Source organism: Streptococcus mitis (genome assembly GCF_965111735.1).
GTDB classification, from domain to species: Bacteria; Bacillota; Bacilli; order Lactobacillales; family Streptococcaceae; genus Streptococcus; species Streptococcus mitis_DR.
This window is the reverse complement of sequence record NZ_OZ217346.1, coordinates 1,032,812-1,055,346: the sequence shown is the minus strand read 5'-3', so window position 1 is coordinate 1,055,346 and position 22,535 is coordinate 1,032,812. Positions and strand designations below refer to the sequence as shown.

18 protein-coding genes are annotated in these 22,535 nt (G+C 38.6%); 5 read left to right on the top strand and 13 right to left on the bottom strand.

Annotated features, from left to right (window positions below):
• Nucleotides 1-5: 5 nt before the first annotated feature.
• The 7 genes from ACLV7W_RS05140 to ACLV7W_RS05110 all read right to left on the bottom strand — a co-directional run bounded on the left by ACLV7W_RS05140 (nt 6) and on the right by ACLV7W_RS05110 (nt 8,613).
• Nucleotides 6-1,994, bottom strand: a complete 1,989-nt coding sequence (locus tag ACLV7W_RS05140; RefSeq protein WP_411865551.1) for an ABC transporter permease — start codon at nt 1,992-1,994, stop codon at nt 6-8.
• Between the two features lies 1 nt (nt 1,995).
• Nucleotides 1,996-2,754 (bottom strand): ABC transporter ATP-binding protein, encoded by a 759-nt coding sequence (locus ACLV7W_RS05135; protein WP_000173358.1) that lies wholly within the window; start codon nt 2,752-2,754, stop codon nt 1,996-1,998.
• A 546-nt stretch (nt 2,755-3,300) separates the two neighbouring features.
• Nucleotides 3,301-4,845: a hypothetical protein gene (locus ACLV7W_RS05130; RefSeq protein ID WP_084924286.1), complete on the bottom strand. Its 1,545-nt coding sequence runs from the start codon at nt 4,843-4,845 to the stop codon at nt 3,301-3,303.
• A 3-nt stretch (nt 4,846-4,848) separates the two neighbouring features.
• Nucleotides 4,849-5,520, bottom strand: a complete 672-nt coding sequence (locus ACLV7W_RS05125) for a hypothetical protein (RefSeq protein ID WP_084924284.1) — start codon at nt 5,518-5,520, stop codon at nt 4,849-4,851.
• Nucleotides 5,521-5,716: 196 nt separating this feature from the next.
• On the bottom strand, nt 5,717-5,989 hold the full coding sequence (locus ACLV7W_RS05120; RefSeq protein ID WP_001085044.1) for a PspC domain-containing protein: 273 nt from the start codon (nt 5,987-5,989) through the stop codon (nt 5,717-5,719).
• Nucleotides 5,990-6,047: 58 nt separating this feature from the next.
• Entirely contained in the window at nt 6,048-6,497 is a 450-nt protein-coding gene (locus ACLV7W_RS05115) for a SprT family protein (RefSeq protein ID WP_261096109.1), read from the bottom strand.
• Complete coding sequence (locus ACLV7W_RS05110) at nt 6,484-8,613, bottom strand: Tex family protein (RefSeq protein ID WP_411865550.1); 2,130 nt, start codon at nt 8,611-8,613, stop codon at nt 6,484-6,486. The genes ACLV7W_RS05115 and ACLV7W_RS05110 overlap by 14 nt, the downstream gene beginning before the upstream one ends.
• Before the next feature lie 574 nt (nt 8,614-9,187).
• On the opposite strand from ACLV7W_RS05110, the gene ACLV7W_RS05105 reads away from it, so the two are divergent.
• From ACLV7W_RS05105 to ACLV7W_RS05095, 3 genes are read left to right on the top strand one after another with little or no spacing between them, the layout of a single operon-like run.
• Nucleotides 9,188-9,319, top strand: a complete 132-nt coding sequence (locus ACLV7W_RS05105) for an SPJ_0845 family protein (protein ID WP_000268685.1) — start codon at nt 9,188-9,190, stop codon at nt 9,317-9,319.
• On the top strand, nt 9,320-10,225 hold the full coding sequence (locus tag ACLV7W_RS05100; protein WP_060628173.1) for a permease: 906 nt from the start codon (nt 9,320-9,322) through the stop codon (nt 10,223-10,225).
• Nucleotides 10,222-11,037, top strand: a complete 816-nt coding sequence (locus ACLV7W_RS05095) for a TIGR03943 family putative permease subunit (protein WP_411865549.1) — start codon at nt 10,222-10,224, stop codon at nt 11,035-11,037. Before ACLV7W_RS05100 ends, ACLV7W_RS05095 begins: the two co-directional genes overlap by 4 nt.
• 83 nt (nt 11,038-11,120) lie before the next feature.
• Here the strand turns inward: ACLV7W_RS05095 and ACLV7W_RS05090 are convergent, their stop codons facing one another.
• Complete coding sequence (locus tag ACLV7W_RS05090; protein ID WP_411865548.1) at nt 11,121-12,047, bottom strand: bifunctional riboflavin kinase/FAD synthetase; 927 nt, start codon at nt 12,045-12,047, stop codon at nt 11,121-11,123.
• 185 nt (nt 12,048-12,232) lie between these two features.
• Between ACLV7W_RS05090 and ACLV7W_RS05085 the strand changes: the two genes are divergently transcribed.
• Nucleotides 12,233-13,489 carry an ISL3 family transposase gene (locus ACLV7W_RS05085; RefSeq protein ID WP_411865547.1) on the top strand — a complete coding sequence of 419 codons (1,257 nt, stop codon included), beginning with the start codon at nt 12,233-12,235 and terminating at the stop codon, nt 13,487-13,489.
• Nucleotides 13,490-13,582: 93 nt separating this feature from the next.
• Here the strand turns inward: ACLV7W_RS05085 and ACLV7W_RS05080 are convergent, their stop codons facing one another.
• From ACLV7W_RS05080 to ACLV7W_RS05060, 5 genes are all read right to left on the bottom strand, one after another.
• Nucleotides 13,583-16,153: a pneumococcal-type histidine triad protein gene (locus ACLV7W_RS05080; protein WP_411865546.1), complete on the bottom strand. Its 2,571-nt coding sequence runs from the start codon at nt 16,151-16,153 to the stop codon at nt 13,583-13,585.
• A gap of 157 nt (nt 16,154-16,310) precedes the next feature.
• Complete coding sequence (locus ACLV7W_RS05075) at nt 16,311-18,842, bottom strand: pneumococcal-type histidine triad protein (RefSeq protein WP_411865545.1); 2,532 nt, start codon at nt 18,840-18,842, stop codon at nt 16,311-16,313.
• A 7-nt stretch (nt 18,843-18,849) separates the two neighbouring features.
• On the bottom strand, nt 18,850-19,767 hold the full coding sequence (gene adcAII / locus ACLV7W_RS05070; protein ID WP_120718790.1) for a zinc-binding lipoprotein AdcAII: 918 nt from the start codon (nt 19,765-19,767) through the stop codon (nt 18,850-18,852).
• Nucleotides 19,768-19,910: 143 nt separating this feature from the next.
• Nucleotides 19,911-21,644, bottom strand: a complete 1,734-nt coding sequence (gene ptsP, locus ACLV7W_RS05065) for a phosphoenolpyruvate--protein phosphotransferase (protein ID WP_150923155.1) — start codon at nt 21,642-21,644, stop codon at nt 19,911-19,913.
• 5 nt (nt 21,645-21,649) lie between these two features.
• On the bottom strand, nt 21,650-21,913 hold the full coding sequence (locus ACLV7W_RS05060) for a phosphocarrier protein HPr (protein ID WP_000146947.1): 264 nt from the start codon (nt 21,911-21,913) through the stop codon (nt 21,650-21,652).
• A gap of 350 nt (nt 21,914-22,263) precedes the next feature.
• Between ACLV7W_RS05060 and nrdH the strand changes: the two genes are divergently transcribed.
• Nucleotides 22,264-22,482, top strand: coding sequence for a glutaredoxin-like protein NrdH (nrdH, locus tag ACLV7W_RS05055; protein WP_000259240.1), 219 nt, complete (start codon nt 22,264-22,266; stop codon nt 22,480-22,482).
• Nucleotides 22,483-22,535: the final 53 nt, after the last annotated feature.

Sequence of the window (22,535 nt, the reverse complement as noted above, 5' to 3'; positions counted from 1 at the left end):
CTTTTTTACATTTGCACAATCTTGCGATAACTTCTTGAAGTAATCATGAAAATCAGCACATAGGCGATGAGGAAGATAGCGCAGATAGACAAGGTCACAATCAACATCATATTCGTATCTATTACACCAATCACTTTTAAAATCAGACTAAGCATATGGTAGGCAAAGGCTAGGTGTATGAAGGCAAAAAGCAAAGGAAGGAAGAAAACAGTTAAAACCTGTTTGTTAATGGTTTGCTTGATTTGCTTTTGATCTAAACCGACTTTCTGCAAGATAATAAAGCGTTCACGGTCTTCATAGCCTTCAGAAATTTGTTTATAGTAAATGACCAGAACGGTTCCGACCATAAAGATAATGGATAGGAAAATACCGATAAAGAAGACACCACCAAAGAGGGCACTCATCTGAGCACTAGCATCTGATAAATTACTACCATAAACATAGCTACCTTCCGTGTTTAATTGAGCATTAAACTGATCGAGGTATTTATCATACTCGTCAGCGACCTTGAGTTGTTCTTCTTCACTGGCATTTACATTCATGCCACCGTAAAACTGATTATAGATAGCCGAATCTGGGAATTGATCCAAAAAGGCTTGTAAATCAGCTACAACAAGGTAATTGTAATCAGCAGTCAAAATATTAAACTGATTTGGGACATGGTTGACAATGAAATCTTTATTAAATTCTTCTTTGACAGAAAATTGATGATCATTTAGAGTTAGAGTTTTCTGTTCTTTAACTCCCTCATTCTTTGCAAAGAGTCCGACCTCATTTCCTGATAGAGACAGTTTTTGACCAGTCATATTTTCATAATCTTTTTGATCAAATACCATGAAAACTGTTGTGGGTTGGACACGATTTTGTCCTTTTTCAAAAAGGGTTAACTTATTTCCTTCTTGGTTCGCAACACCAAAGTAAGTGTAACGAAGAACTTCTTTCTCTTTAATCTGATAACCTTTGTCACTTGCAAACTGGCTCAAGAGTTTGTCCAAGTCTTCTTTTTCAACATTTTGCCCTGAAACCCCAAAATCATGAGGATTTAGAACTTTTTTAAAGCTTTCTGCGGAATTGAAAATGCTTGTCGCTGCTGACATGGTTACCAAAACCATTGTTGACAAAATTGCGATAGTTGCTAGTCCAACCGCATTTTTCTTCATACGAAAAATCAAGTTAGACACTGAGATAAGGTTATTTGGTTGGTAATAGTATTTCTTATTTTTCTTTAAGATTTGGAGGAAGACTGTAATTCCTGCATTGAACAAGAGATAGGTCCCAAAGATAACCAGTAAAACAGCTAGGAAGAAAGTTGTTAGGGCTGTAAGAGGATCGGTTACCGTAAGGGCAAGATAATAGCCAATCCCTAAACTTATGGAACCAAGAATAGTTTGGAGAGGTAGGAAACGACCTCTTTTCTCTCCGCTTGCTTTCTCACGCGAGAGCTGGAGGGCATTCATACGGGCGATTCGAAGGGCATTCAGGAACATGAGGCCTAGGAAAATCAATCCAAAGACAACAAGTACTGCAATGACAACATTCATTTGGAAGGTAGCGACCAGCTCAACCTTCAATTTCATCAGTTTGAGCAAGAAAGCGAAAATTAACTTGTCAAACAAGGCTCCAATACCGATACCCGCTCCAACAGTTAGAATCCCAAATACCACTAACTCCTTAAAGGTCATACTGATAAGATGACGCTTCTCCAAGCCCAACATGCCATAAATCCCCAGTTCCTTGGAACGGTTTTTCATGACAAAACTATTGGCATAGAGGACGATAATGGCTGACGCAAGGGTGACGACAAACATACCAAATCCTAGAGTAGCTTGAATCGTTTCCCCTCCACGAATTTCTGCAATCTTGGGATTGAAAGTTAGAGAGTAAAAGAGATAGGTGACAGTGACTGCCAAGAGAACAGCCAGCGCAAAAGGATAGTAGAGTTTGCGGTTTTTAATCAAGTTCGATACCGCTAACTTATTGGTTAATCGAAACATACTAATTCACCTCGCTTGCCATGACAGTCAAGGTATCAGAAATTTCTTGGAACATCTGACGTTCTGTCTTCTCTCCACGGTAGATTTGATTGTAAAGAATGCCGTCTTTGATAAAGAGTACACGTTTAGCTCTGCTAGCTGCTGCTGTGGAGTGGGTTACCATGAGAATAGTTTGGCCGCGCTCATTGATTTCATCAAAAACATCAAGTAAGGCTGCAGATGACTTGGAATCAAGGGCTCCTGTTGGCTCGTCCGCAAGGAGAATTTCAGGTTCAGTGATGATGGCGCGTGCTACTGCTACACGCTGTTTTTGCCCACCTGAAATCTCGTAAGGGTACTTCTCTTGCAATTGGTTGATACCTAGATTCTCAGCTGTCACCACCAATTTCTTCATCATCTCCGTAATGGGTCTTCTTGACAAGACAAGGGGAAGCAAGATATTATCTTTTACAGAGAGAGTATCTAACAAATTAAAGTCTTGGAAGACAAATCCCAGCTTTTCACGACGGAAGCTAGAAGCCTGTGAATTTTTAATGGTTGCGGTGTCTGTTCCATTCAGGTAAACTTGTCCACGACTTGGTTTATCCAGCATAGCTAGGATATTGAGAAGAGTGGATTTACCAGAACCGGACTCACCCATGATGGCAACGTAGTCACCCTTTTCGACGGTAAAGTGAATATCCTTGAGGGCCTCTACTTGGTTGCCCTGAAAACGAGTTTTGTAAATTTTTTGAACGTGTTTTACATCTAAAAGTGTCATGAGAATCTCCTTTCTTAATATCCCATCAAATGAAATGTCGCTTGCATCATAGCGCATCCTAGCTGAACACGCTCGATATCTTTGTGACTTGGTTTTCTAGTTTTCTTCTGTAAGATTTGTTTCATGATGTTACTCCTTTGTTCTTTATGAGTCTAGTTTACATCAAAAAAAGACTGCTTGCCATAACCTAACCTTACAAAAGAGACTTTAATCTTACATTTTTGTAAGATTGGGGAAAATGTAGATATTTTATTAAAAATATTTTACCATAAAAAAAAAAGCAAGAAGAAAACCCTTGCAGATACAAGGGTTCAAAAATTTTAAAATAGATTAGTCGAATTCATAGACTAACAGTAAAATAACTGTTTCTACCTCACCAAAACCATCCATCATTTTCTTCAATAGCTTGGGCTTCTTTGCGTTTCTTTTTCAGCATTTAATAGTTATTGACTGATTTAACTTAATAAAACTAATTTCAGATAGAAAAAAATTGTCTTTTATAATTATAAATATATTCGTACTTATAAAAGATATTCAATCCGACTATTATAAATATCCTACACAATTTACACCTATAACTCCTCTTCTTAGGAATATCGTATGAAGTTTCTCATGCTCAAATTGTTCATATTCAAATCGCTCGTATTCAAATTTCTCATATTCAAACGGTTCGTATTCAAACTTTTCATATTCAAAAACTTCAATTCCTATTTCTTTTAATACTTCTTCTGGCAACTCGTAATCTTGATCTACTAAACCAAATAGAGTAAATCCTGACTCAACACAAAATGATAGCACTGGATTGTATATTGAAGAGTAAATAACAGAGCCAGCTATTGATCCTACAAAACTACCTATCATGTATCCTAAAGGAACAACTTCATTAAGTTGAGAAAGAAATTTAGGTAACGGAATTTTGATATATGCTTTTCCTAATAATCCCATTGAAAATGCACAGGTTGTAATAAACATTTCTTTAATTAACTCGGTCACCATCTCACTTCTATTCATCTCGCCAGTAAATGCTTTATACGAGTTCTTCATCGAGTTCATTACTAGTACTGTCACTACACCTATTACTGATGGATTAGCTTTTTTAAGAGTCTTTCCAAATACCCCAGACAGACAACTTGCTGTAATTGCTGCTGAAACTGTACCTCTTACAAATCCTTCGCCTGCTCCTGTAAGTGCTGCAAAACCTATTTTTTTAAATTGTCTTTCACCGACATATCCATTCTTAATTAGATAAGCTATTGCATTCCATATTTCAGGTGCAACTTGCAAAACCATCGATATTGTTGCTGCAGTTAAGCCAGCCTTGTATGATTGTTTTAATATATGAGTGTATTTAATAAGCTCTTCAGTTGTTAAGTGTAAATCCTCAGAATTTACTCCACCCTCTTTAGCCAATTGCGCTAGATCGTGAGCTTCTTGTTTAGATAAAGGAATTGACTCATTTCCTTTATTATCTCTAACTCTATCACTCAGGTAATTTCGAGTATCCTCATACTTATTAAAACCTTTGGGGGAATTAATTGAATACTCTCGCCCTTTACTTTCTAATATTGCAATAATTTCCTCAAGTTGATCAGATGGAACAATTCTATGTTGTTCAAAATAGACTGTAGTATTCGGATCTATTTCTTTGTCCATACTTCTCTTTTCTAAATAGATGGGAAACTCATCTTTTATACCTTTAGGTTTATAATCATTATAGCAATCAATAATACTCTTTGACTGTTGTTTAGCAGTCGAAGTAGCATCTTTATAATATTTTAAACCAAACTTAGCATCGAAGTTTACTCCCGTAATATCAGCAGATCCAAAATCATGGCTACGATCAACTTGTACTCTGTTTTTTGAGGAATTAATAACTGCCTTAATATTAAAGGTTCCGCCGTGCCAAAATTCAGCAGCATCTCCCTTTAATGTTTCTACAAGTGAACCACTTGATTTAAGATTATTAATAGAGTTCATCAAATTATCTATCTCTGAATTTACAGTATCTATATACTGCTCTCCATCTACAATTCCTGCAAAATTACCAGCTCGCTTTTGAAAGAATTCATATCCCTCTCTAAAACCATCCATTCATCACCCCTCCAAGAACTCTGATAATCCATCCATGTATAATATTAAAGTCAAAGCTCGGAATTGTTGGTCAGTAATTTTTCTCTGATCATCTGTTGTTGTAATCCATTTTGTAGCTTCTGCAACCGCATTGACTGCATCCGCTGCAATAGCTGGCACAGGTCCCAAGAAAGATAATAATGTATTTCCAACATTCATCATAATATCAGGAATATCACCCATAACACCAACAGCTGCGTCTAGTGCTTGTTCATGAAGTGGTTTTTTAAACTCTATTAGTTCAAACTCAGTCTTGTAGTCACTACAGAGATTAATAAATTCATTGTAACTATCTGGGTTATCTATAGTACTTGAAACTAGCATCATACCACGCTTGCCTAACCATCCATATTTCATTCCAAGTTGGTCAAATTTTACAGTCATACTTGGTATTTCATCTTTACTAGCTTGATTTTCTCCTATAAACAAAACATGTTCATTAGACGATATTGTAGACATATTATCTAAATAATGCTTTTCTAACCAAACACTTACTTTAATTGCACCATCTTTAGTTCCTATAATTACGTCTTCTTCATCGTCATTAGCACTTACAAGTTGGCGTAAGTAATTAGCATATCCAACTGTACTCTCATCACATACAATAATTAACTTTGTTATATTTAGTTCGAACATAAAAAACTCCACATTTTATGAATATTATTTTTCGATTATGATTCCATTTAGTAACTCTCTTTATAGATTCTTGAAAAATTTTTCACTATAATAATCAAAATCGTTTTATACGCTTATTATACCATTTAGCCATAGATTCTGACAAGATGAAAAAAGCCTTGTATTATATAATACAAAGCTTATTTTCTTATTTACCTCACCAAAACCAGCCTTCATTATCGTCAATGGCTTGGGCTTCTTTGCGTTTTCGTGGGCCTGTTCCGTACATTTCTGCTTCGATTTCTTCCTTGGTTGGCATGATAGAAGCTAGGATGATATAGATAATCACGCCAAGTCCAAAGTTTGCGACTGTAAAAATGGCAAACAGAAAACGTACAAGGGTAACATCAAAGTTCCACTTGTCTGAAAGACCTGCCAGAACTCCTGAAATCATGCGATTTCGTCTCATTTTATAAAATTTACTGTTCATGATATTTCCTCTTTCTGCTAGGTTAGACATAGTATATCACGGGTAGGCTCGGCTTTCATCAGTCCTCAGGCTGATTTATTAGTAGCAATTTACCTCGACAAAGTCCACAGCGATAGCGTTTGGTATCAATCCTACGCTTGCGCTGATAAGTTTGCTGGCAGGATTGACAACGATAAAGCTTGAGTGGTTTGGAGTTACTATTGGGCAAGGATGGTACAAAGCGTAATCCATCCACTGCTTTCAAAAGTTCCTTAAAATCCCGATCCTTGTGTTGATAGCCCTTCCCTTGGAAATAAAGGTGATAATGACAGAGTTCATGTCGGACAATTTTCCTAAAAACATCCAGACCCAGTTCCTGATAAACCTTGGGATTAAAATCCAAATGCCCATCTTTTGGGAAAAATCGCCCACCTGTCGAACGTAGACGAGAATTCCACTGGGCTCGATGGATAAAAGGTCTGCCGAAGTCTTCTAGCGAAACCTGCTTAACGAAATCAGTCAGTTTCATTTGGAGCTAAGAGCGACAGATTGACTTTTTCACGTTCAGTATCAATTTTCTTGACCCAAACGGTCACCAAATCTCCGACTGACACAACTTGACTAGGGTGTTTGATAAACTTGTGACTCATATGCGAAATGTGAATCAAGCCGTCTTCGTGAATCCCAATGTCAACGAAGGCACCAAAGTCAACTACATTACGCACCACACCTTCCAGCTTCTGTCCTACCACTAGGTCTTTGATATCTAGGACATCTTGGCGAAGCACAGGTGCATCAAAGGAATCACGGAAATCTCGACCTGGTTTGAGAAGATCTGCAATGATATCTTTAAGAGTTTCGGGACCAAGGTCTAGCTCTTGCGCCATTTCCTTGATTGAAAGCGACTTGAGTTTACTTTGGGCTTCTTCGTTTAGGTCTTTAATATCTAAACGCTTAAAGAGTTCTTTGACAGCAGTATAGTTCTCTGGGTGAACTCCTGTATTATCAAGGATATTGCTACTTTCAGGTATACGAAGGAAACCAGCTGCCTGTTCAAAAGCCTTGGCCCCCAGACGAGGAACTTTCTTGATTTGAGCGCGTGAAGTGATTTTTCCTTCTTCCTCACGGTATTTGACGATATTTTCAGAGATGGTTTTATTGAGTCCAGCGACATGGGAAAGAAGAGCTGGGCTGGCCGTATTGACATTGACACCGACTTGGTTCACCACTGTATCCACGACAAAGTCCAGACTTTCAGACAGTTTCTTCTGACTGACATCATGCTGGTATTGACCAACACCAATTGACTTAGGATCGATTTTGACCAATTCAGCAAGGGGATCTTGCAAACGACGGGCGATAGAAATAGCAGAGCGTTTTTCAACTGTCAAATCTGGAAACTCCTGACGAGCAAGGTCGCTAGCAGAGTAGACAGAAGCACCACTTTCATTGACGATAACATAGCTGACTTCAGGAAAATCTTTCAGAACTTCTGCCACAAATGCTTCGCTTTCACGACTGGCCGTCCCATTTCCAATGGCAATGATTTCCACGCTGTATTGACCAATCAAATCTGCCAAATCTTTCTTGGCTTCTTCAATTTGACGAGCTGATGCAGGTTTGACAGGGTAGATGACTTGGGTCGTCAGCATTTTTCCTGTCGTATCAACGACTGCCAGCTTGGCACCTGTACGAAAGGCAGGGTCAAAGCCTAAAACCACGCGCCCTTTCAGTGGAGCAACTAAGAGGAGATTGCGCAGGTTGTCAGAAAAGAGTTGGATAGCCCCTTCTTCTGCCTTTTCGGTTAATTCTGTCCGAATACGGTGCTCGATAGCAGGCAAAACTTTTTTCTTAACAGATTGCTGAACCACTTCATCAATATAGGCATTCTTCACCTTGAAACGCACTGCAAAGAAAGATAGGATACGATCCGTCGCATGTTCAAAGCCGACTTTTAAGACACCTAGTTTCTCCCCACGGTTGAGAGCCAAGGTACGATAGCCCTGCATGTTGCCAACTGTTTCTGAAAAATCATAATAAATATGAAAAACTTGTTTTTCATCAAGACTTTCATCCTTGACCTGCGAAGTAAGTTTAGAGTGTCTCAGCACCTCCTGATAAGTCATAGCACGTAGATTGACATCTTCAGATAAGGCTTCTACCAAGATATCAACTGCCCCAGCCAAGGCTTCTTGACCAGTCGCAAATCCTTCACAGACAAATTTCTCAGCTTCTTTCTCTAAGCAATCTACATTCTGCAAAATCAAGCGAGCAAGAGGAAAGAGTCCTGCTTCACGGGCAATGGTTGCCTTGGTCCGACGCTTTTCCTTGTATGGAAGGTAGAGTTCTTCTACGTCTGCTAGTTTTTCGGCAGCTAAGATAGCTTCTTCCAATTCCTTTGTTAGCTTGCCTTGTTCTTGAATCTTAGCTAAAACAGCTTCCTTACGGTCGTTGAGATTTGTCAGACTTTTATCCAAGTCAATAATGGCCTTAATCGCCACCTCATCCAGACTACCAGTCATGTCCTTGCGATAACGCGCGATGAAGGGAATTGTCGCCCCTTCAGCTGTCAAACTTAGAACGGTATCGATTTGCTTTAACGTCACTCCCAAATCTTGGGAGATTTTTTCATATTTTTTATCCATGAATCTATTATACCACAAGGTAATATTATTCAAATTATCTCTTACAATTTTAAAACATAAGTTGGGAAATAAATTTACTTCATTTCAATATTCTATTCATTGAGAAGGTTGCAATTTAATTCTAATAGTTTACAAAAGGATTAGTGATTAATTGCACTGTTTTTATTTTTGACAAAACGCTTTATAAAGCTATTTGTTGAAGTTAACGAATCAATTTTCAGAGCAAATAAAAAATCGCATGCCTGAGCCTGCGGAGGGGATAATCTTTTTTGAAATTTTTAAACAAAAAGGAGCATTTAAGCTCCCTCCTTTGAAATAACGGACACTTGGCTGGTCGGTGTACCCAGCATCTCAGATACCTTTTTCAAGGTGCGGCAGGAACCTTTCTGCCCTCAAATGTCTTTCGTTAATGTTATTCTAGCACTATCTACTTTTTTTGTCAAGTTTTCTCAATCTACCAGACTTAATCAGGATTTATAAAGCTCTATTATTCGTTAGATACTCAATTTTAACTTTTCCCTTTTCCTCAAAATAATAGTATAATAGAGGTAGAATTTAGAATCGAGGTACACCTATGGCTGTAAAATTTACAAAACGAGACGACTTGGACAAAATGTTTGAAGAGTTTGCTAAACTCCCAGATTTGAAGCAGGTCACTTTCCCTGATGACAAAGAGAAAAAGGCCAAAGCAGAAAAGAAAAACTAGATGACTGCTTTCCAACAACTCCCATCTAGTGTGCTTCAGACTGGAGCCATTTTTCTCTCCATTATCATTGAAGCCCTCCCTTTCGTGCTGATAGGAAGTATTGTCTCAGGGCTGATTGAAGTCTATATCACACCTGACAAGGTTTATCATCTTCTCCCTCGAAATCGTTGGGGGAGAATCTTTTTTGGGACCTTCGTTGGGATGCTTTTTCCTTCTTGTGAATGTGGAATCGTCCCCATTATCAATCGTTTTCTGGAAAAGAAAGTTCCCAGTTACACGGCTGTTCCCTTTCTTGTGACTGCACCAGTTATCAATCCCATTGTTCTATTTGCGACCTATTCTGCCTTTGGCAACTCCTTTCACGTTGCCTTGTTACGAGCTCTGGGGTCCATTCTTGTAGCTGTGATACTAGGAATTTTTCTGGGATTTTTCTGGCAAGAACCCATTCAAAAAGAAAATCGTTTTGCCTGTCATGAGCATGATTTTTCTCACTTGAGCCCTGCAAAGAAAGTTTTTCAAGTCTTTGTGCAGGCCATTGATGAATTTTTTGATACGGGGCGTTATTTGGTATTTGGCTGTCTCTTTGCCTCTATAATACAGGTCTACGTTCCGACACGCATTTTGACTTCTATCAGTGCGACCCCTCTTTTTGCCATCTTGCTGTTGATGCTTTTGGCCTTTCTTCTTTCACTTTGTAGTGAGGCAGATGCCTTTATCGGTGCTTCTCTTCTCTCGAGTTTCGGTTTGGCACCAGTTCTGGCCTTTCTCGTTATTGGCCCAATGCTAGATATCAAAAATATTCTCATGATGAAAAATTACTTGAAAGCACGATTTATCAGTCACTTCATAACGATTGTAACTCTGGTCGTTTTAGTCTATTCTCTCTTGATTGGAGTCATCCTATGATTCGATTTTTAGTTTTAGCTGGCTATTTTGAACTGACCATTTATCTCCATCTGTCGGGCAAATTAAACCAGTACATCAACATGCACTATTCCTATCTGGCCTATATTTCCATGGTACTTTCCTTTATCTTGGCTATTGTTCAATTGTATATCTGGATGAAGCAAGTCAAAACCCACAGTCATCTGAACAGCCGATTAGCGAAGGTTACTAGTGTTGCTCTTCTGGCTATTCCTATTGTCGTCGGTTTAACTTTTCCAACTGTTAGCTTGGATTCTCAGACCGTTTCTGCCAAAGGCTATCATTTCCCCTTATCGGAAGGAACGGATCAAGCCATTCAGACCAGCGAAGGGACGACAAGCCAATATTTGAAACCAGATACCAGTTCTTATTTCTCAAAAACAGCCTATGAAAAGGAAATGAGAATGGCGGCGGATAAATACTTGTCCAAAGATAGCATTCAGGTCACCAACGAAAACTATATGGAAGTCATGGAAGCTATCTACGACTATCCAGATGAGTTTGAGGGTAAGACAGTCCAGTTCACAGGCTTTGTCTATAACGACCCCAGTCATGCCAATAGCCAATTTTTGTTCCGCTTCGGCATTATTCACTGTATCGCAGATTCGGGTGTGTATGGATTGCTGACCAAGGGAAATACCCGTCAGTATGAAAATAATACCTGGATTACAGCCAAAGGAAAACTAGTCAATCACTATCATAAAGAACTCAAACAAAACCTCCCAACCTTGGAAATCGATAGCTTTACCAAAGTCGATAAACCAGAAAATCCCTACGTGTATCGCGTGTTTTAAAAAAGTAGCCTGGAAAGGGCTACTTTTTCTATTTAGAAATAAGAATCTAAAGTATGGATAATTTTATATAAAACTCCGATTTCCTACTCAGCATCCTTCCAATTCCGAGCAATTCCTTCATCTTTCTGGAGTTGGTCTACCAGTTCTTCAACGGAGTCAAATTTGACCATTTCTCGGACACGATCTAGCCAGTAGACAATGACTGTCTCACCGTAAATGTCATCTGAAAAATCAAAAATATTGACTTCAAAACGTGGCTCTTCTCCATCGAAAGTAACATTTTTCCCGACACTCGCCATTCCACGATATCTTTTACGCTGCACTTCGATATCGACTACGTAGACACCATCTGCTGGCATATAAGTTCGATCTCTTAAAACTAAGTTTGCTGTTGGATAACCGATAGTCCGTCCACGAGCATTCCCATGAACGACCATGCCACGTGATGGTAGAGGAGTGCCAAGTAAATGACCAGCTTCTCTGACATCCCCATCAAGAATAGCTTGACGAATACGAGTAGAACTAATTTTCCCCTTTTCATCCTCAACAGGAGGAACAATGATGATTTCTCCATCAAAATAGTCCTTCAAATCATCCACAGTTTTCTTATCAGAACCAAAGGTGTAATCAAATCCCGCTACAATAATCGCTGGTTTTAATGCTCTAACATAGGTATCAAAGAACTCTTGACCCGTTAAACTAGCAAATTTACTACTAAAGTCAAGTAAGAAAAGAGCCTCTACTCCATGCCATTTCATCTTATGTTCCCGTTCTTCATGGCTGACAATATGAAGCATTAATTCTGGCTTGTAAGGCTGTAATGCGAGCTTCGGAGACTCTGTAAAGGTCATCACGACAACTGGAAGATAATCTTTCATAGAAGCCTTGCTAGCTACTTCAAAAAGTTTCTGATGTCCTTTATGAATACCGTCAAAATAGCCTAATACAAGAACTGTTTTATCAGGTACTGCGATATCTTTTTCATTTTTTATAGGTACTGTTGTAATCATGAAACTATTATATCATAGAGAAAGCCTTTTCGCTAAAAGGAAATCCCAAATGTCGTTTTTTGGGCTCTATAATATTTGTAGTGGGTAAATCCCCTATAGATATTATGGAGCCTATTTTGTTGTAGAAAAAAAGTCCCATATCATCTATAATGAAAAGCGACCAAACTATCATTAGAAAGAATCATATGGAACAATTACATTTTATCACAAAACTACTCGACATTAAAGACCCCAATATCCAAATTATGGATGTTATTAATAGGGACACACATAAAGAAATCATTGCTAAATTGGACTACGATGCCCCATCTTGTCCTGATTGTGGAAGTCAAATGAAGAAATATGACTTTCAAAAACCGTCTAAGATCCCTTACCTCGAAACAACTGGTATGCCTACTAGAATTCTCCTTAAAAAACGCCGTTTTAAGTGCTATCAGTGCTCTAAAATGACGGTCACTGAGACTCCTCTAGTAAAGAAAAATCATCAAATCCCTCGTATCATTAATCAAAAAATTGTTCAAAAGCTGATTGAAAAGACTTCTTTGACCGATATTGCTCATCAGCTGTCCATTTCAACTTCAACTGTTATTCGCAAGCTCAATGACTTTCACTTTAAACATGATTTTTCTCGCCTTCCACAGATTATGTCCTGGGACGAGTATATCTTTACAAAGGGAAAGATGAGTTTCATTGCGCAAGATTTTGAAAAGCTCAATATCACCGCTGTTCTTGAAGGTAGAACACAAGCTATTATCCGAAATCACTTTCTTAAATATGATAGGGCAGTCCGATGTCGAGTGAAAATCATTACTATGGATATGTTTAGTCCCTACTATGACTTGGCTAGAAAACTTTTTCCGTGTGCTAAAATCGTTCTAGATCGTTTCCATATTGTACAACATCTAAGCCGTGCTATGAGTCGTGTGCGCGTCCAAATCATAAATCAGTTTCATCGAAAGTCTCATGAATACAAGGCTATCAAACGCTACTGGAAACTCATCCAACAGGATAGTCGTAAACTTAGCGATAAACGTTTTTATCGTCCTACTTTTCGCATGCACTTGACGAATAAAGAGATTTTAGACAAGCTTTTGGGCTATTCAGAGGACTTGAAACACCACTACCATCTCTATCAACTCTTGCTGTTTCACTTTCAGAATAAGGAGCCGGAGAAATTCTTCGGACTCATTGAGGACAACCTTAAGCTGGTTCATACTCTTTTTCATACTGTCTTTAAAACCTTCCTCAAAGATAAAGAGAAAATTGTCAATGCCCTTCAACTACCCTATTCAAACGCCAAATTAGAAGCGACCAATAATCTCATCAAACTTATCAAGCGCAATGCCTTTGGATTTCGAAACTTTGAAAACTTCAAAAAACGGATTTTTATTGCTCTGAACATCAAAAAAGAAAGGACGAAATTTGTCCTTTCTCGAGCTTAGCTTTTCTTCAACCCACTACAGTTGACAAAGAGCCAAAAAAGAGAACAGAATCCATATTCTGCTCCCTTTTTATCTTCTATAATAGTTGTATAGTTACTTACTCTCCTTTAACAAGACTAATAGCTTTTCAGCTTCTGCCATAATAGTATTGTTGTCCTGAGAACCAAATAACAGGTTATTTTTTAATCCTGTGAGAGTTTCGTTGGCATTGGACTTAAGAATTGGATCCTTAATCTTTTTAAGTAACTCTTCCGCCTCTCTCAGTTTTTCTTCAACCTTTTCAGTTTCAACCTGATGTTCCTCTGGTTCCGATAGTGATTCTTCTTCTGATTCCTCTGGTTCTTTTGGTTTTGGAGATTCTGCTTTCTCATTTTTCGGTTTTTCTTCGCGAGGTTTTTCCTCCTCAATTTTTTCTGTCTGAGGTTTCTCCTCTGTTGGTTTCTCTGTTTGATTGTTAGCAGCTTGACTATTGTGGTTTCTTTGAACATGATCGCTCGCATTGCCCCAACCACTATCTGAATGCGGACGTTCATTTGGATGTTCGACATAATACTTCACAGTTTCAAATAGCTCTTCTAAACTATACCCCTTAGGTGCCTCATAAAGTCCTTCGTCAAACCACTCAAATTTGATGTTATGGTAATGGTCATAATGAGGTATAATCAAACTTCCATTTTTAACTTCTACAGTATGTTGGAGATTGTAAGGCATACGGTCAAGTGGTACCTTCTTAGCTGCTTTTACTCGATTGTAAATCGCTTCTACTCCCTTAGCCTCAGTATTTCCTGAACTTTGATGATTTGTTGAAGGAGGCGTCAAACCTTTCTCTTTAGCATAAGCTTGACCTGCTGCTCTTTCAGCTTCAGACAAACTTTCTTTCTTAATCCAATGACTGTGGCTCATATGCGGAGTTACATAGGCATCCCCCTCATCACTGGTGATATCACGAGGATCAAAGATATAGCCATCTTCTGTTGTATACTTGCCTGCCAACTTGGCTACTTGAATCTCATCATCTGTGTAAGCTATTTGTGCATTTGGTTTTCCTAAACGTTCTGGATGACGAATCGGCGCTAGAAAAGCAAGGATATCATCAACTAACTTGACTTTATCACTTGACTCATCGTTGAGACGTTCCAATAGTCTATCCAAAGCGTCAAAATCAGCTTGGCGCCCTTTATTGGAAATCAAATCTTGGTGAACTGTTGCTAGTAAATCATAAACTTTGTTGTAAAATTTTTGATCACCAGATGCAAGATTGGTTTTCTTAGCTCCTAACTCATGAGACAAACTTTCTTGTTTGGCAAGTTTATCATCAATGGCTGCAACAGTTTCTGCTGAAAGTTCCTTGGCAGAAATATAACGCGAAATTCCATTCTCTTCGAAGACATAACCATCAACCACCTTTCGAATCACCTGTTTTACTAATTTTCTATCAATTGGATTGCTTGGAGTTGGTTGAGGATTTGGTACAGGTTGTGGACTTGGTATTGGGTTGGGCTCTGGAGCAGGGACTGGAGTCGGAATTGGTTTTAATTCTTTGCCACCTGCAGTAGTATGATTTCCTTGATAATTTTCAGAAATCATTCTTGCAATCTTCTGCTCTAAATCAGACATTTGAGAATAAGGGATAAAGTGATAATGATCTCCATGTGGCACTGCAACACCATTCGCAGTTTTTCTTGTAATATGTGCTGGATCAAAGACAAGTCCATCTGATTCCACATGTCGTTGGCTAAGCGGCAAGGCATAAAGTTGTTTCAAGAGACTGGATACGTCTTCACTCGGACTAGCTTGATAGCTATTATCCACTTGTGGGCTAACACTTGGAGTCCATCTTCTGGTATTTGCCTCAACATTGCTTTGATTCGTTTGTCCATATGAACTACTATTCGGTGTCTCTGATGAGCTACTGCTAGAAGAATTTGTCGAAGGACGATAGCCAACTGAGCTTGGTTGATTACCTTTTCCAGATAAGAAGGCTCGAGCTGCAGCTAATTCACTGGCAGACAAGTCACTCTTAGGAATATAGTGGAAATGATTGCCATGAGGAACGATATAGGCATCGCCTGTATCTTCTATAATATCAGACGCATTAAAGATATAACCATCATCCGTTGTATAGCGGCCTTGAGCTCTAGCAGCGACTACCGCATTATCGTTAGAACCTCCTCCGTGATTACTACTGTGTTCTTGCTTCTGACGAGTGATTTCTTCTTTTGAGCGAACATTATCAGCATGAGCTGCATCTTTAAGGTAAACATAGTATTTCCCGTCTACCTTGATGACATAGCCACCCTTGATTTCATTGACAATGTCTGAATTCTTCAACTGATAATTCGGATCTTTCATCAGCAGTTCTTCACTGATGATAGCGTCATAAGGAACCTTGCCATTATAGTAATGATAATGGTCTCCATGAGAGGTCACATAACCTTGATCCGTAATCTTGATGACGATTTGTTCGGCGTTGATTCCCTCTCTCTTACTAACTTCATCTGGTGTCAAGTTCTCTGCCTTTTGGCTTGGTTGGTTGCCATCAATGTATGAAACACGGTTATTTTCTTTTACAGTTTGGGCTTGATGCAAACCTAGTTCATAAGCACAGACACTTAAAACAAGTGCAGCTGCTGACCCAGCTAGATATTTTTTATTGATTTTCATTCTTTCCTCTTTTCTTAACTCTATTTGATTCACTATAAAACAATAAACCAGTTAATTAACTAGTTAATAGTTTACTCCTTTTAGTACTGCTTGTCAAGAATTTTTCGTATATACATAATAAAAATGAAAGCCTCTTTATCGAGACTCCCATTTTTCATTAGTTTGTTGTTTCCTTATTTACAGGCGAAGGATTACTACCTTTTAACAACGCAAGTAATTTTTCTGCTTCTGCCATGATACCATTATTATCCATGGTTTGGAGACTCAAATTATTTCGTAAACCAGCTAGGGTTTCTGTCGCATTGCCTTTCAGACTAGCATCTGTTACTTTAGCAAGTAAACCTTCTGCTTCTTTAAGCTTGGCTTCTACTTTTTCAGTCTCTACTTGAGGAACTTCTGGCTCAGCAGGTGTTTCCTCTACTGGTTCTTCATCCGCTTTGAAGTTCTTTTTGGGATCTTCACTGTGGTCTTTCTTACCTAAGACATGCTCGCTGGCATTTCCCCATCCGTCATTAGAATGTGGACGTTCATCAGGATGTTCAACATAGTACTTAATCGTCGCAAATAAGTCTTCCAAGGTATAGCCATTTGGAGCCTTGTATGAATGATCATCAAACCAAGCAAATTTAATGTTATGGTAATGATCCTTGTGAGGAATAATCAAATTACCATTTTTAACTTCTACTGTATGCTCAACCATGTATGGAAGTCGAACGAGTGGAATTCGTTTTTCCCCTTTCACACGATTGTAAATAGCCGCTGCACTATCTCCAGTTGGATTTGCTTGAGCATCTGCGTCTGCTGACGGAGGTAGAATTCCTTTTTCTTTAGTATAAGATTGAGCTGCAGCTTTTTCCTTATCAGAAAGGCTGTCTTTTCCAATCCAGTGACTATGTCCCATATGAGGCGTTACATAGGCATCTCCTTCATCACTGATAATATCATGTTCGTCAAAAATGTAACCATCTGAAGTTGTATACTTATCAGCTAATTGAGCAATGCGGACTTCATTTTCGGTATACTCAATCTGAGAATTTGGTTTGCCAAGTCGCTCTGGATGAGTAATTGGTGCTAGGAATGCCAATAAATCATCTACCAATTTTCCTTTATTAGAAGATTCATCATTCAAACGTTCTGCTAATTTGTCTAAAGCTTGGAAATCAGAAGTACGACCCTTATTTTCAGACAAAGCTTTATAAGCCTCGGCCAGTAAATTATATGCTTTATCATAAAATTCTTGATCACGAGGAGCAACTTTTTCTTTTTTAGCAGTTAAAGTATGTGACACACTCTCTTGTTTTGATAACTTGCTTTCAAGATTTTTAACAGTTTCAGATGGTAAATCTTTCGCAAAGACATAGCGTGAGATTCCTTTTTCTTCGAAAACATATCCTTCTCCAACTTTTCGTACCAGCTGGCTAACCAAAGAAGAATTTGAGTCTATTTTAGGATTTGGAGTAGGAGCCGGCTTTACAATAGGTTTCAAAGGTTTTAAGCTAAGAGCTGGCAAAACAGGAGATGGAATTGGATTTGGAAGGCTTGGAGTCGGAATTGGTTTTAATTCTTTACCACCTGCAGTAGTATGATTTCCTTGATAATTTTCAGAAATCATTCTCGCAATCTTCTGCTCTAAGTCAGACATTTGAGAATAAGGGATAAAGTGATAATGGTCTCCGTGTGGCACTGCAACACCATTCGCAGTTTTTCTTGTAATCTGAGCTGGATCAAAAACAAGTCCATCTGATTCCACATGTCGTTTACTAAGCGGCAAGGCATAAAGTTGTTTCAAGAGAGTAGATACGTCTTCACTTGAATTTGCTTGATAACTATTATCCACCTGTGGGCTAACACTTGGAATCCATCTTCTGGTGTTTGTCTCAACTTTACTATGATTTGTTTGTCCATATGAACTACTATTCGATGTCTCTGATGAGCTACTGTTAGAGGAATTTGTTGACGGACGATACCCAACTGAGCTTGGTTGATTAGTTTTTCCAGATAAGAAGGCTCGAGCTGCAGCTAATTCACTGGCAGACAAGTCACTCTTAGGAATATAGTGGAAGTGATTACCATGAGGGACGATATAGGCATCACCCGTGTCCTCAATGATATCAGAGGCATTAAAGATATAACCATCATCAGTAGTATAGCGGCCTTGAGCTCTAGCAGCGACTACCGCATTATCGTTAGAACCTCCTCCGTGATTACTACTGTGTTCTTGCTTCTGACGAGTGATTTCTTCTTTTGTTCGAATATTATCCGCATGAGCTGCATCTTTCAGGTAAACATAGTATTTCCCGTCTACCTTAATCACATAACCACCCTTGATTTCATTGACAATGTCTGAATCCTTCAACTGATAATTTGGATCTTTCATCAGCAGTTCTTCACTAATGATAGCATCATAAGGAACCTTGCCATTATAGTAATGATAATGGTCTCCATGAGAAGTCACATAACCTTGATCCGTAATCTTGATAACAATTTGCTCGGCATTAATACCTTCTTTTTTACTGACTTCATCAGGTGTCAAATTTTCTGCCTTTTTGCTTGGTTGGTTACCATCTATATATGAAACACGATTATTTTCTTTTACAGTTTGAGCTTGGTGCAAACCTAGTTCATAAGCACAGACACTTAAAACAAGTGCTGCCACTGAACCCGCCACATATTTTTTATTGATTTTCATTCTTTCCTCACTTTAATTCTTCTGCTAGAACACTCATATTTTCTTCCAGGTTTTCTAAATAGGTCTTGTCATTTTGTGGGTCTGCCTCTAAAGGATTCAGTGTTTTAAGACCCACACCTGTTGATTTGACAAGAGTTTCAGCTACTTTTGAAGAAGCATTACTTTCTGTAAAAATCGTTTTAACCTTATAGGTCTTAACAAATTCCTGAATTTCTGTTAGTTGTCTTGGACTTGGTTCTTGTTCAGGAGAGATACCAGCGATTCCAAGTTGATTTAATCCAAATCTCTTAGCAAGATAAGAAAAGGCTGTATGCTGTGTTACAAAAGTTTTCTGACTCGCTTTTTCAAATTTAGGCTGGAATTTCTTAGTTAATTCTTGAGCTTTTTTGATAAAGGCTTGCGCATTTTTCTGGTAAGTTTCTTTATGCTCACTATCCACCTCTGAAAGTTTATCAGCGATAATCTGGGCTTCTTCACCAGCTTTTTCAGGATCTAGCCAAGTGTGAGGATCATAGAGCGTTTTTTCATCAACTCCGTCCCCTGCTTCCACATCTTCTAGCCCTGGGACGCGGTCTAAAGTCATTCCCTCTGAAGCCTCTAAAACCTTCACTTTGGATTTTTTAAGATTGGGATCTAGACTTCCTGCCCAAGATTCGAGCGTATGAGAATGGTAAACAAAAACATCTGCATCATAGATAGCTGCGATATCATTTGCCGAAGGTTCAAAGGAGTGAATTCCACTACTTGACTGAATCATCCGAACATCATTCAAGTCACCAGATACTTCCTTGACCATAGCGTAGATAGGATAAAAACTGGTCACAATTTTCATCCCTTTCCCAGTCTGACTTTCCTTTTGGCCACAAGCAGCTAAACACAAAAGAAAGACACTTAACAACACTAAAAACAAATTTTGTTTCTTCATAAAAACTCCTTAACTAGTTATTTAACTAGTTAATATTCTACTCCAATTTTTTTTTATTGTCAAGCATTTTATGAACTAGTTAATAGATTTTCTGATTTTAAACTATAAAAAAACCTTGCAACTAAGTTGCAAGGACTTTTCGATTAATCAAAGTTAACGTATTCTTTTTGAAGTTCAAGGACTTCTTCCATTGTTGAACACTCTGTAAGGGCACGGTTAGCGTACTCTTTCATCTTAGCAGTGTCCAATTTCTTCATCAAGCTACGTGTACGAAGTACAGATGTTGCTGACATAGAGAACTCATCCAAGCCCATTCCGACAAGAAGTGGAACAGCTTTTTGGTCACCAGCCATCTCACCACACATACCAGCCCATTTACCTTCAGCATGAGCTGCCTTGATAACGTTGTTGATCAAGCGAAGGATTGATGGGTTATATGGTTGGTAAAGGTATGAAACTTGCTCGTTCATACGGTCTGCTGCCATTGTGTATTGGATCAAGTCGTTTGTACCAATTGAGAAGAAGTCAACTTCTTTAGCAAATTGGTCTGCAAGCATCGCTGCTGCAGGGATTTCAATCATGATACCAACTTGGATATCATCCGCAACTGCAACTCCTTCAGCAAGAAGGTTTGCTTTTTCTTCATCAAAGACTGCTTTAGCTGCACGGAATTCTTTCAATAGGGCAACCATTGGGAACATGATACGCAATTGACCATGAACAGAAGCACGAAGAAGGGCACGGATTTGTGTACGGAACATTGCATCTCCAGTTTCGGCAATAGAGATACGAAGGGCACGGAATCCAAGGAATGGGTTCATTTCGTGTGGCATATCAAAGTAAGGAAGTTCCTTATCTCCACCGATATCCATTGTACGAACAACCACTGGTTTACCATTCATTCCCTCAAGAACAGCCTTGTATGCTTCATACTGCTCATCTTCTGTTGGGAAGTCTTGAGAATCCATGTACAAGAACTCTGTACGGTAAAGTCCAACAGCTTCTGCACCGTTGTTGTTAACACCTTCAACGTCTTTTGGAGTACCGATGTTAGCTGCCAACTCGAAGTGTTTACCGTCAGCAGTCACTGTTTGAGCATCTTTCAAAAGTGCCCACTCAGCTTTTTGTTTAGCATAAACTTCACCAGCTGCTTTAAATTCTGCCGCTTGTTCATCTGTTGGGTTGATAATGACTTCACCAGTAATTCCGTTAACGGCAAGGATATCACCGTCTTTCACTACTTCAGTGATGTTATTTGTTCCCAATACAGCTGCAATTTCAAGTGTACGTGCCATGATAGCTGAGTGGCTTGTACGTCCACCGATGTTTGTTACAAAAGCTTTTACAAAGTTTTTGTCCAATTGAGCTGTATCAGATGGTGTCAAGTCATGCGCAATCACGATTACTTCTTCATTGATTGAAGCTGGGTTTGGTAATTTCTTACCAAGAAGGTTTGCCAATACACGTTTTGTAACGTCGCGGATATCCGCTGCACGTTCTTGCATGTATGGATTGTCTTCCATACCTTCAAAGATAGTGATGAACATGTCAGTCACTTCTTTAAGACCTGCTTCAGCATTGACTTTCTTAGCACGGATTGTTTCTTTAATCTGACCAATCAATTCTGGGTCAGCAAGAACCATCAAATGAGCGTCAAAAACTTGAGCCGCTTCTTCACCAAGCGTACCTACAGCTTTCTCACGGATAAGAGAAAGCTCGTTTTGAGAAGCTTCAAGAGCTACATCCAAACGAGCCTCTTCTGCGTTTGTATCTTCGACTGAAACAGTATCGAATGACAAATCCGGTTGAACGAGTAGATATGCTTTTGCAACGGCAACACCATCAGATGCTGCGATTCCTTTAAGCATTTCTGTCATTTTCCTTATGCCAATCCTTCTTTTTCCATTGTTTCTGAGATTGCAGCGATAGCGTCATCTGCATCTGCACCTTCAGCTGAGATAGTTACGTCAGCACCTTGGCCAACACCAAGACTCATAACACCCATGATTGATTTAAGGTTAACCGATTTACCTTTGTACTCAAGAGTGATATCTGAAGCAAATTTGCTAGCAGTTTGTACCAACAATGTTGCTGGACGTGCGTGAATACCTGTTTCTGCCACTACGTGGAAATCTTTAGAAGCCATAGTTTGACTCTCCTTTTGTTCTTTCTTTTTTGAGTTATATGTGATAACCCTTACAATTTGGTATTATATCATCTTCTAGGATTTTTTTCAAGCATTTTATGGGATTTATTCGATTTCCTTTCAGATAACTTGCTGAAAATCTTCTATTTTAGATAACAAAACACAGGATATAGTTTTTCAAAAAACAACTTATTGGATAATTATCACTATTTTACAAAACAAACACTACATATTGTGTTTTGTGAGCTTGAACAGAAAAATAGACCACTATATTTAGTTTTAAATCGTTGACAAATTTTTATTTTCTGATATACTAAGAAAGTAATCTATTTTGAAAGAGGAGTTACACAATGGTAACCGTTTATTCTAAAAACAACTGTGTCCAATGTAAAATGACCAAACGTTTCTTGGACAGTAATAATGTCGCTTATCGTGAAATCAATCTTGATGAGCAACCTGAGTACATCGATCAAGTTAAAGAGCTTGGTTTCAGCGCTGCTCCTGTTATCCAAACACCAACTGAAGTCTTTTCAGGTTTCCAACCAGGAAAACTGAAACAATTAGCATAATCTTAGTACATCATCCAGAAGAAACTGCTTCTAGGGCTAACTTAGAAGCCTTT

Bases quoted from the DNA above. Each gene is read 5' to 3' on its own strand.
- nrdH (WP_000259240.1), top strand. From the start codon at position 22,264: ATGGTAACCGTTTATTCTAAAAACAACTGTGTCCAATGTAAAATGACC.
- ACLV7W_RS05120 (WP_001085044.1), bottom strand. From the start codon at position 5,989: ATGAACAGTAAATTTTATAAAATGAGACGAAATCGCATGATTTCAGGA.
- ACLV7W_RS05115 (WP_261096109.1), bottom strand. From the start codon at position 6,497: ATGAAACTGACTGATTTCGTTAAGCAGGTTTCGCTAGAAGACTTCGGC.
- ACLV7W_RS05090 (WP_411865548.1), bottom strand. From the start codon at position 12,047: ATGATTACAACAGTACCTATAAAAAATGAAAAAGATATCGCAGTACCT.
- ACLV7W_RS05075 (WP_411865545.1), bottom strand. From the start codon at position 18,842: ATGAAAATCAATAAAAAATATGTGGCGGGTTCAGTGGCAGCACTTGTT.
- ACLV7W_RS05140 (WP_411865551.1), bottom strand. From the start codon at position 1,994: ATGTTTCGATTAACCAATAAGTTAGCGGTATCGAACTTGATTAAAAAC.
- ptsP (WP_150923155.1), bottom strand. From the start codon at position 21,644: ATGACAGAAATGCTTAAAGGAATCGCAGCATCTGATGGTGTTGCCGTT.
- ACLV7W_RS05105 (WP_000268685.1), top strand. From the start codon at position 9,188: ATGGCTGTAAAATTTACAAAACGAGACGACTTGGACAAAATGTTTGAA.
- ACLV7W_RS05100 (WP_060628173.1), top strand. From the start codon at position 9,320: ATGACTGCTTTCCAACAACTCCCATCTAGTGTGCTTCAGACTGGAGCC.
- ACLV7W_RS05060 (WP_000146947.1), bottom strand. From the start codon at position 21,913: ATGGCTTCTAAAGATTTCCACGTAGTGGCAGAAACAGGTATTCACGCA.
- ACLV7W_RS05095 (WP_411865549.1), top strand. From the start codon at position 10,222: ATGATTCGATTTTTAGTTTTAGCTGGCTATTTTGAACTGACCATTTAT.
- ACLV7W_RS05130 (WP_084924286.1), bottom strand. From the start codon at position 4,845: ATGGATGGTTTTAGAGAGGGATATGAATTCTTTCAAAAGCGAGCTGGT.
- ACLV7W_RS05080 (WP_411865546.1), bottom strand. From the start codon at position 16,153: ATGAAAATCAATAAAAAATATCTAGCTGGGTCAGCAGCTGCACTTGTT.
- ACLV7W_RS05110 (WP_411865550.1), bottom strand. From the start codon at position 8,613: ATGGATAAAAAATATGAAAAAATCTCCCAAGATTTGGGAGTGACGTTA.
- adcAII (WP_120718790.1), bottom strand. From the start codon at position 19,767: ATGAAGAAACAAAATTTGTTTTTAGTGTTGTTAAGTGTCTTTCTTTTG.
- ACLV7W_RS05135 (WP_000173358.1), bottom strand. From the start codon at position 2,754: ATGACACTTTTAGATGTAAAACACGTTCAAAAAATTTACAAAACTCGT.
- ACLV7W_RS05085 (WP_411865547.1), top strand. From the start codon at position 12,233: ATGGAACAATTACATTTTATCACAAAACTACTCGACATTAAAGACCCC.
- ACLV7W_RS05125 (WP_084924284.1), bottom strand. From the start codon at position 5,520: ATGTTCGAACTAAATATAACAAAGTTAATTATTGTATGTGATGAGAGT.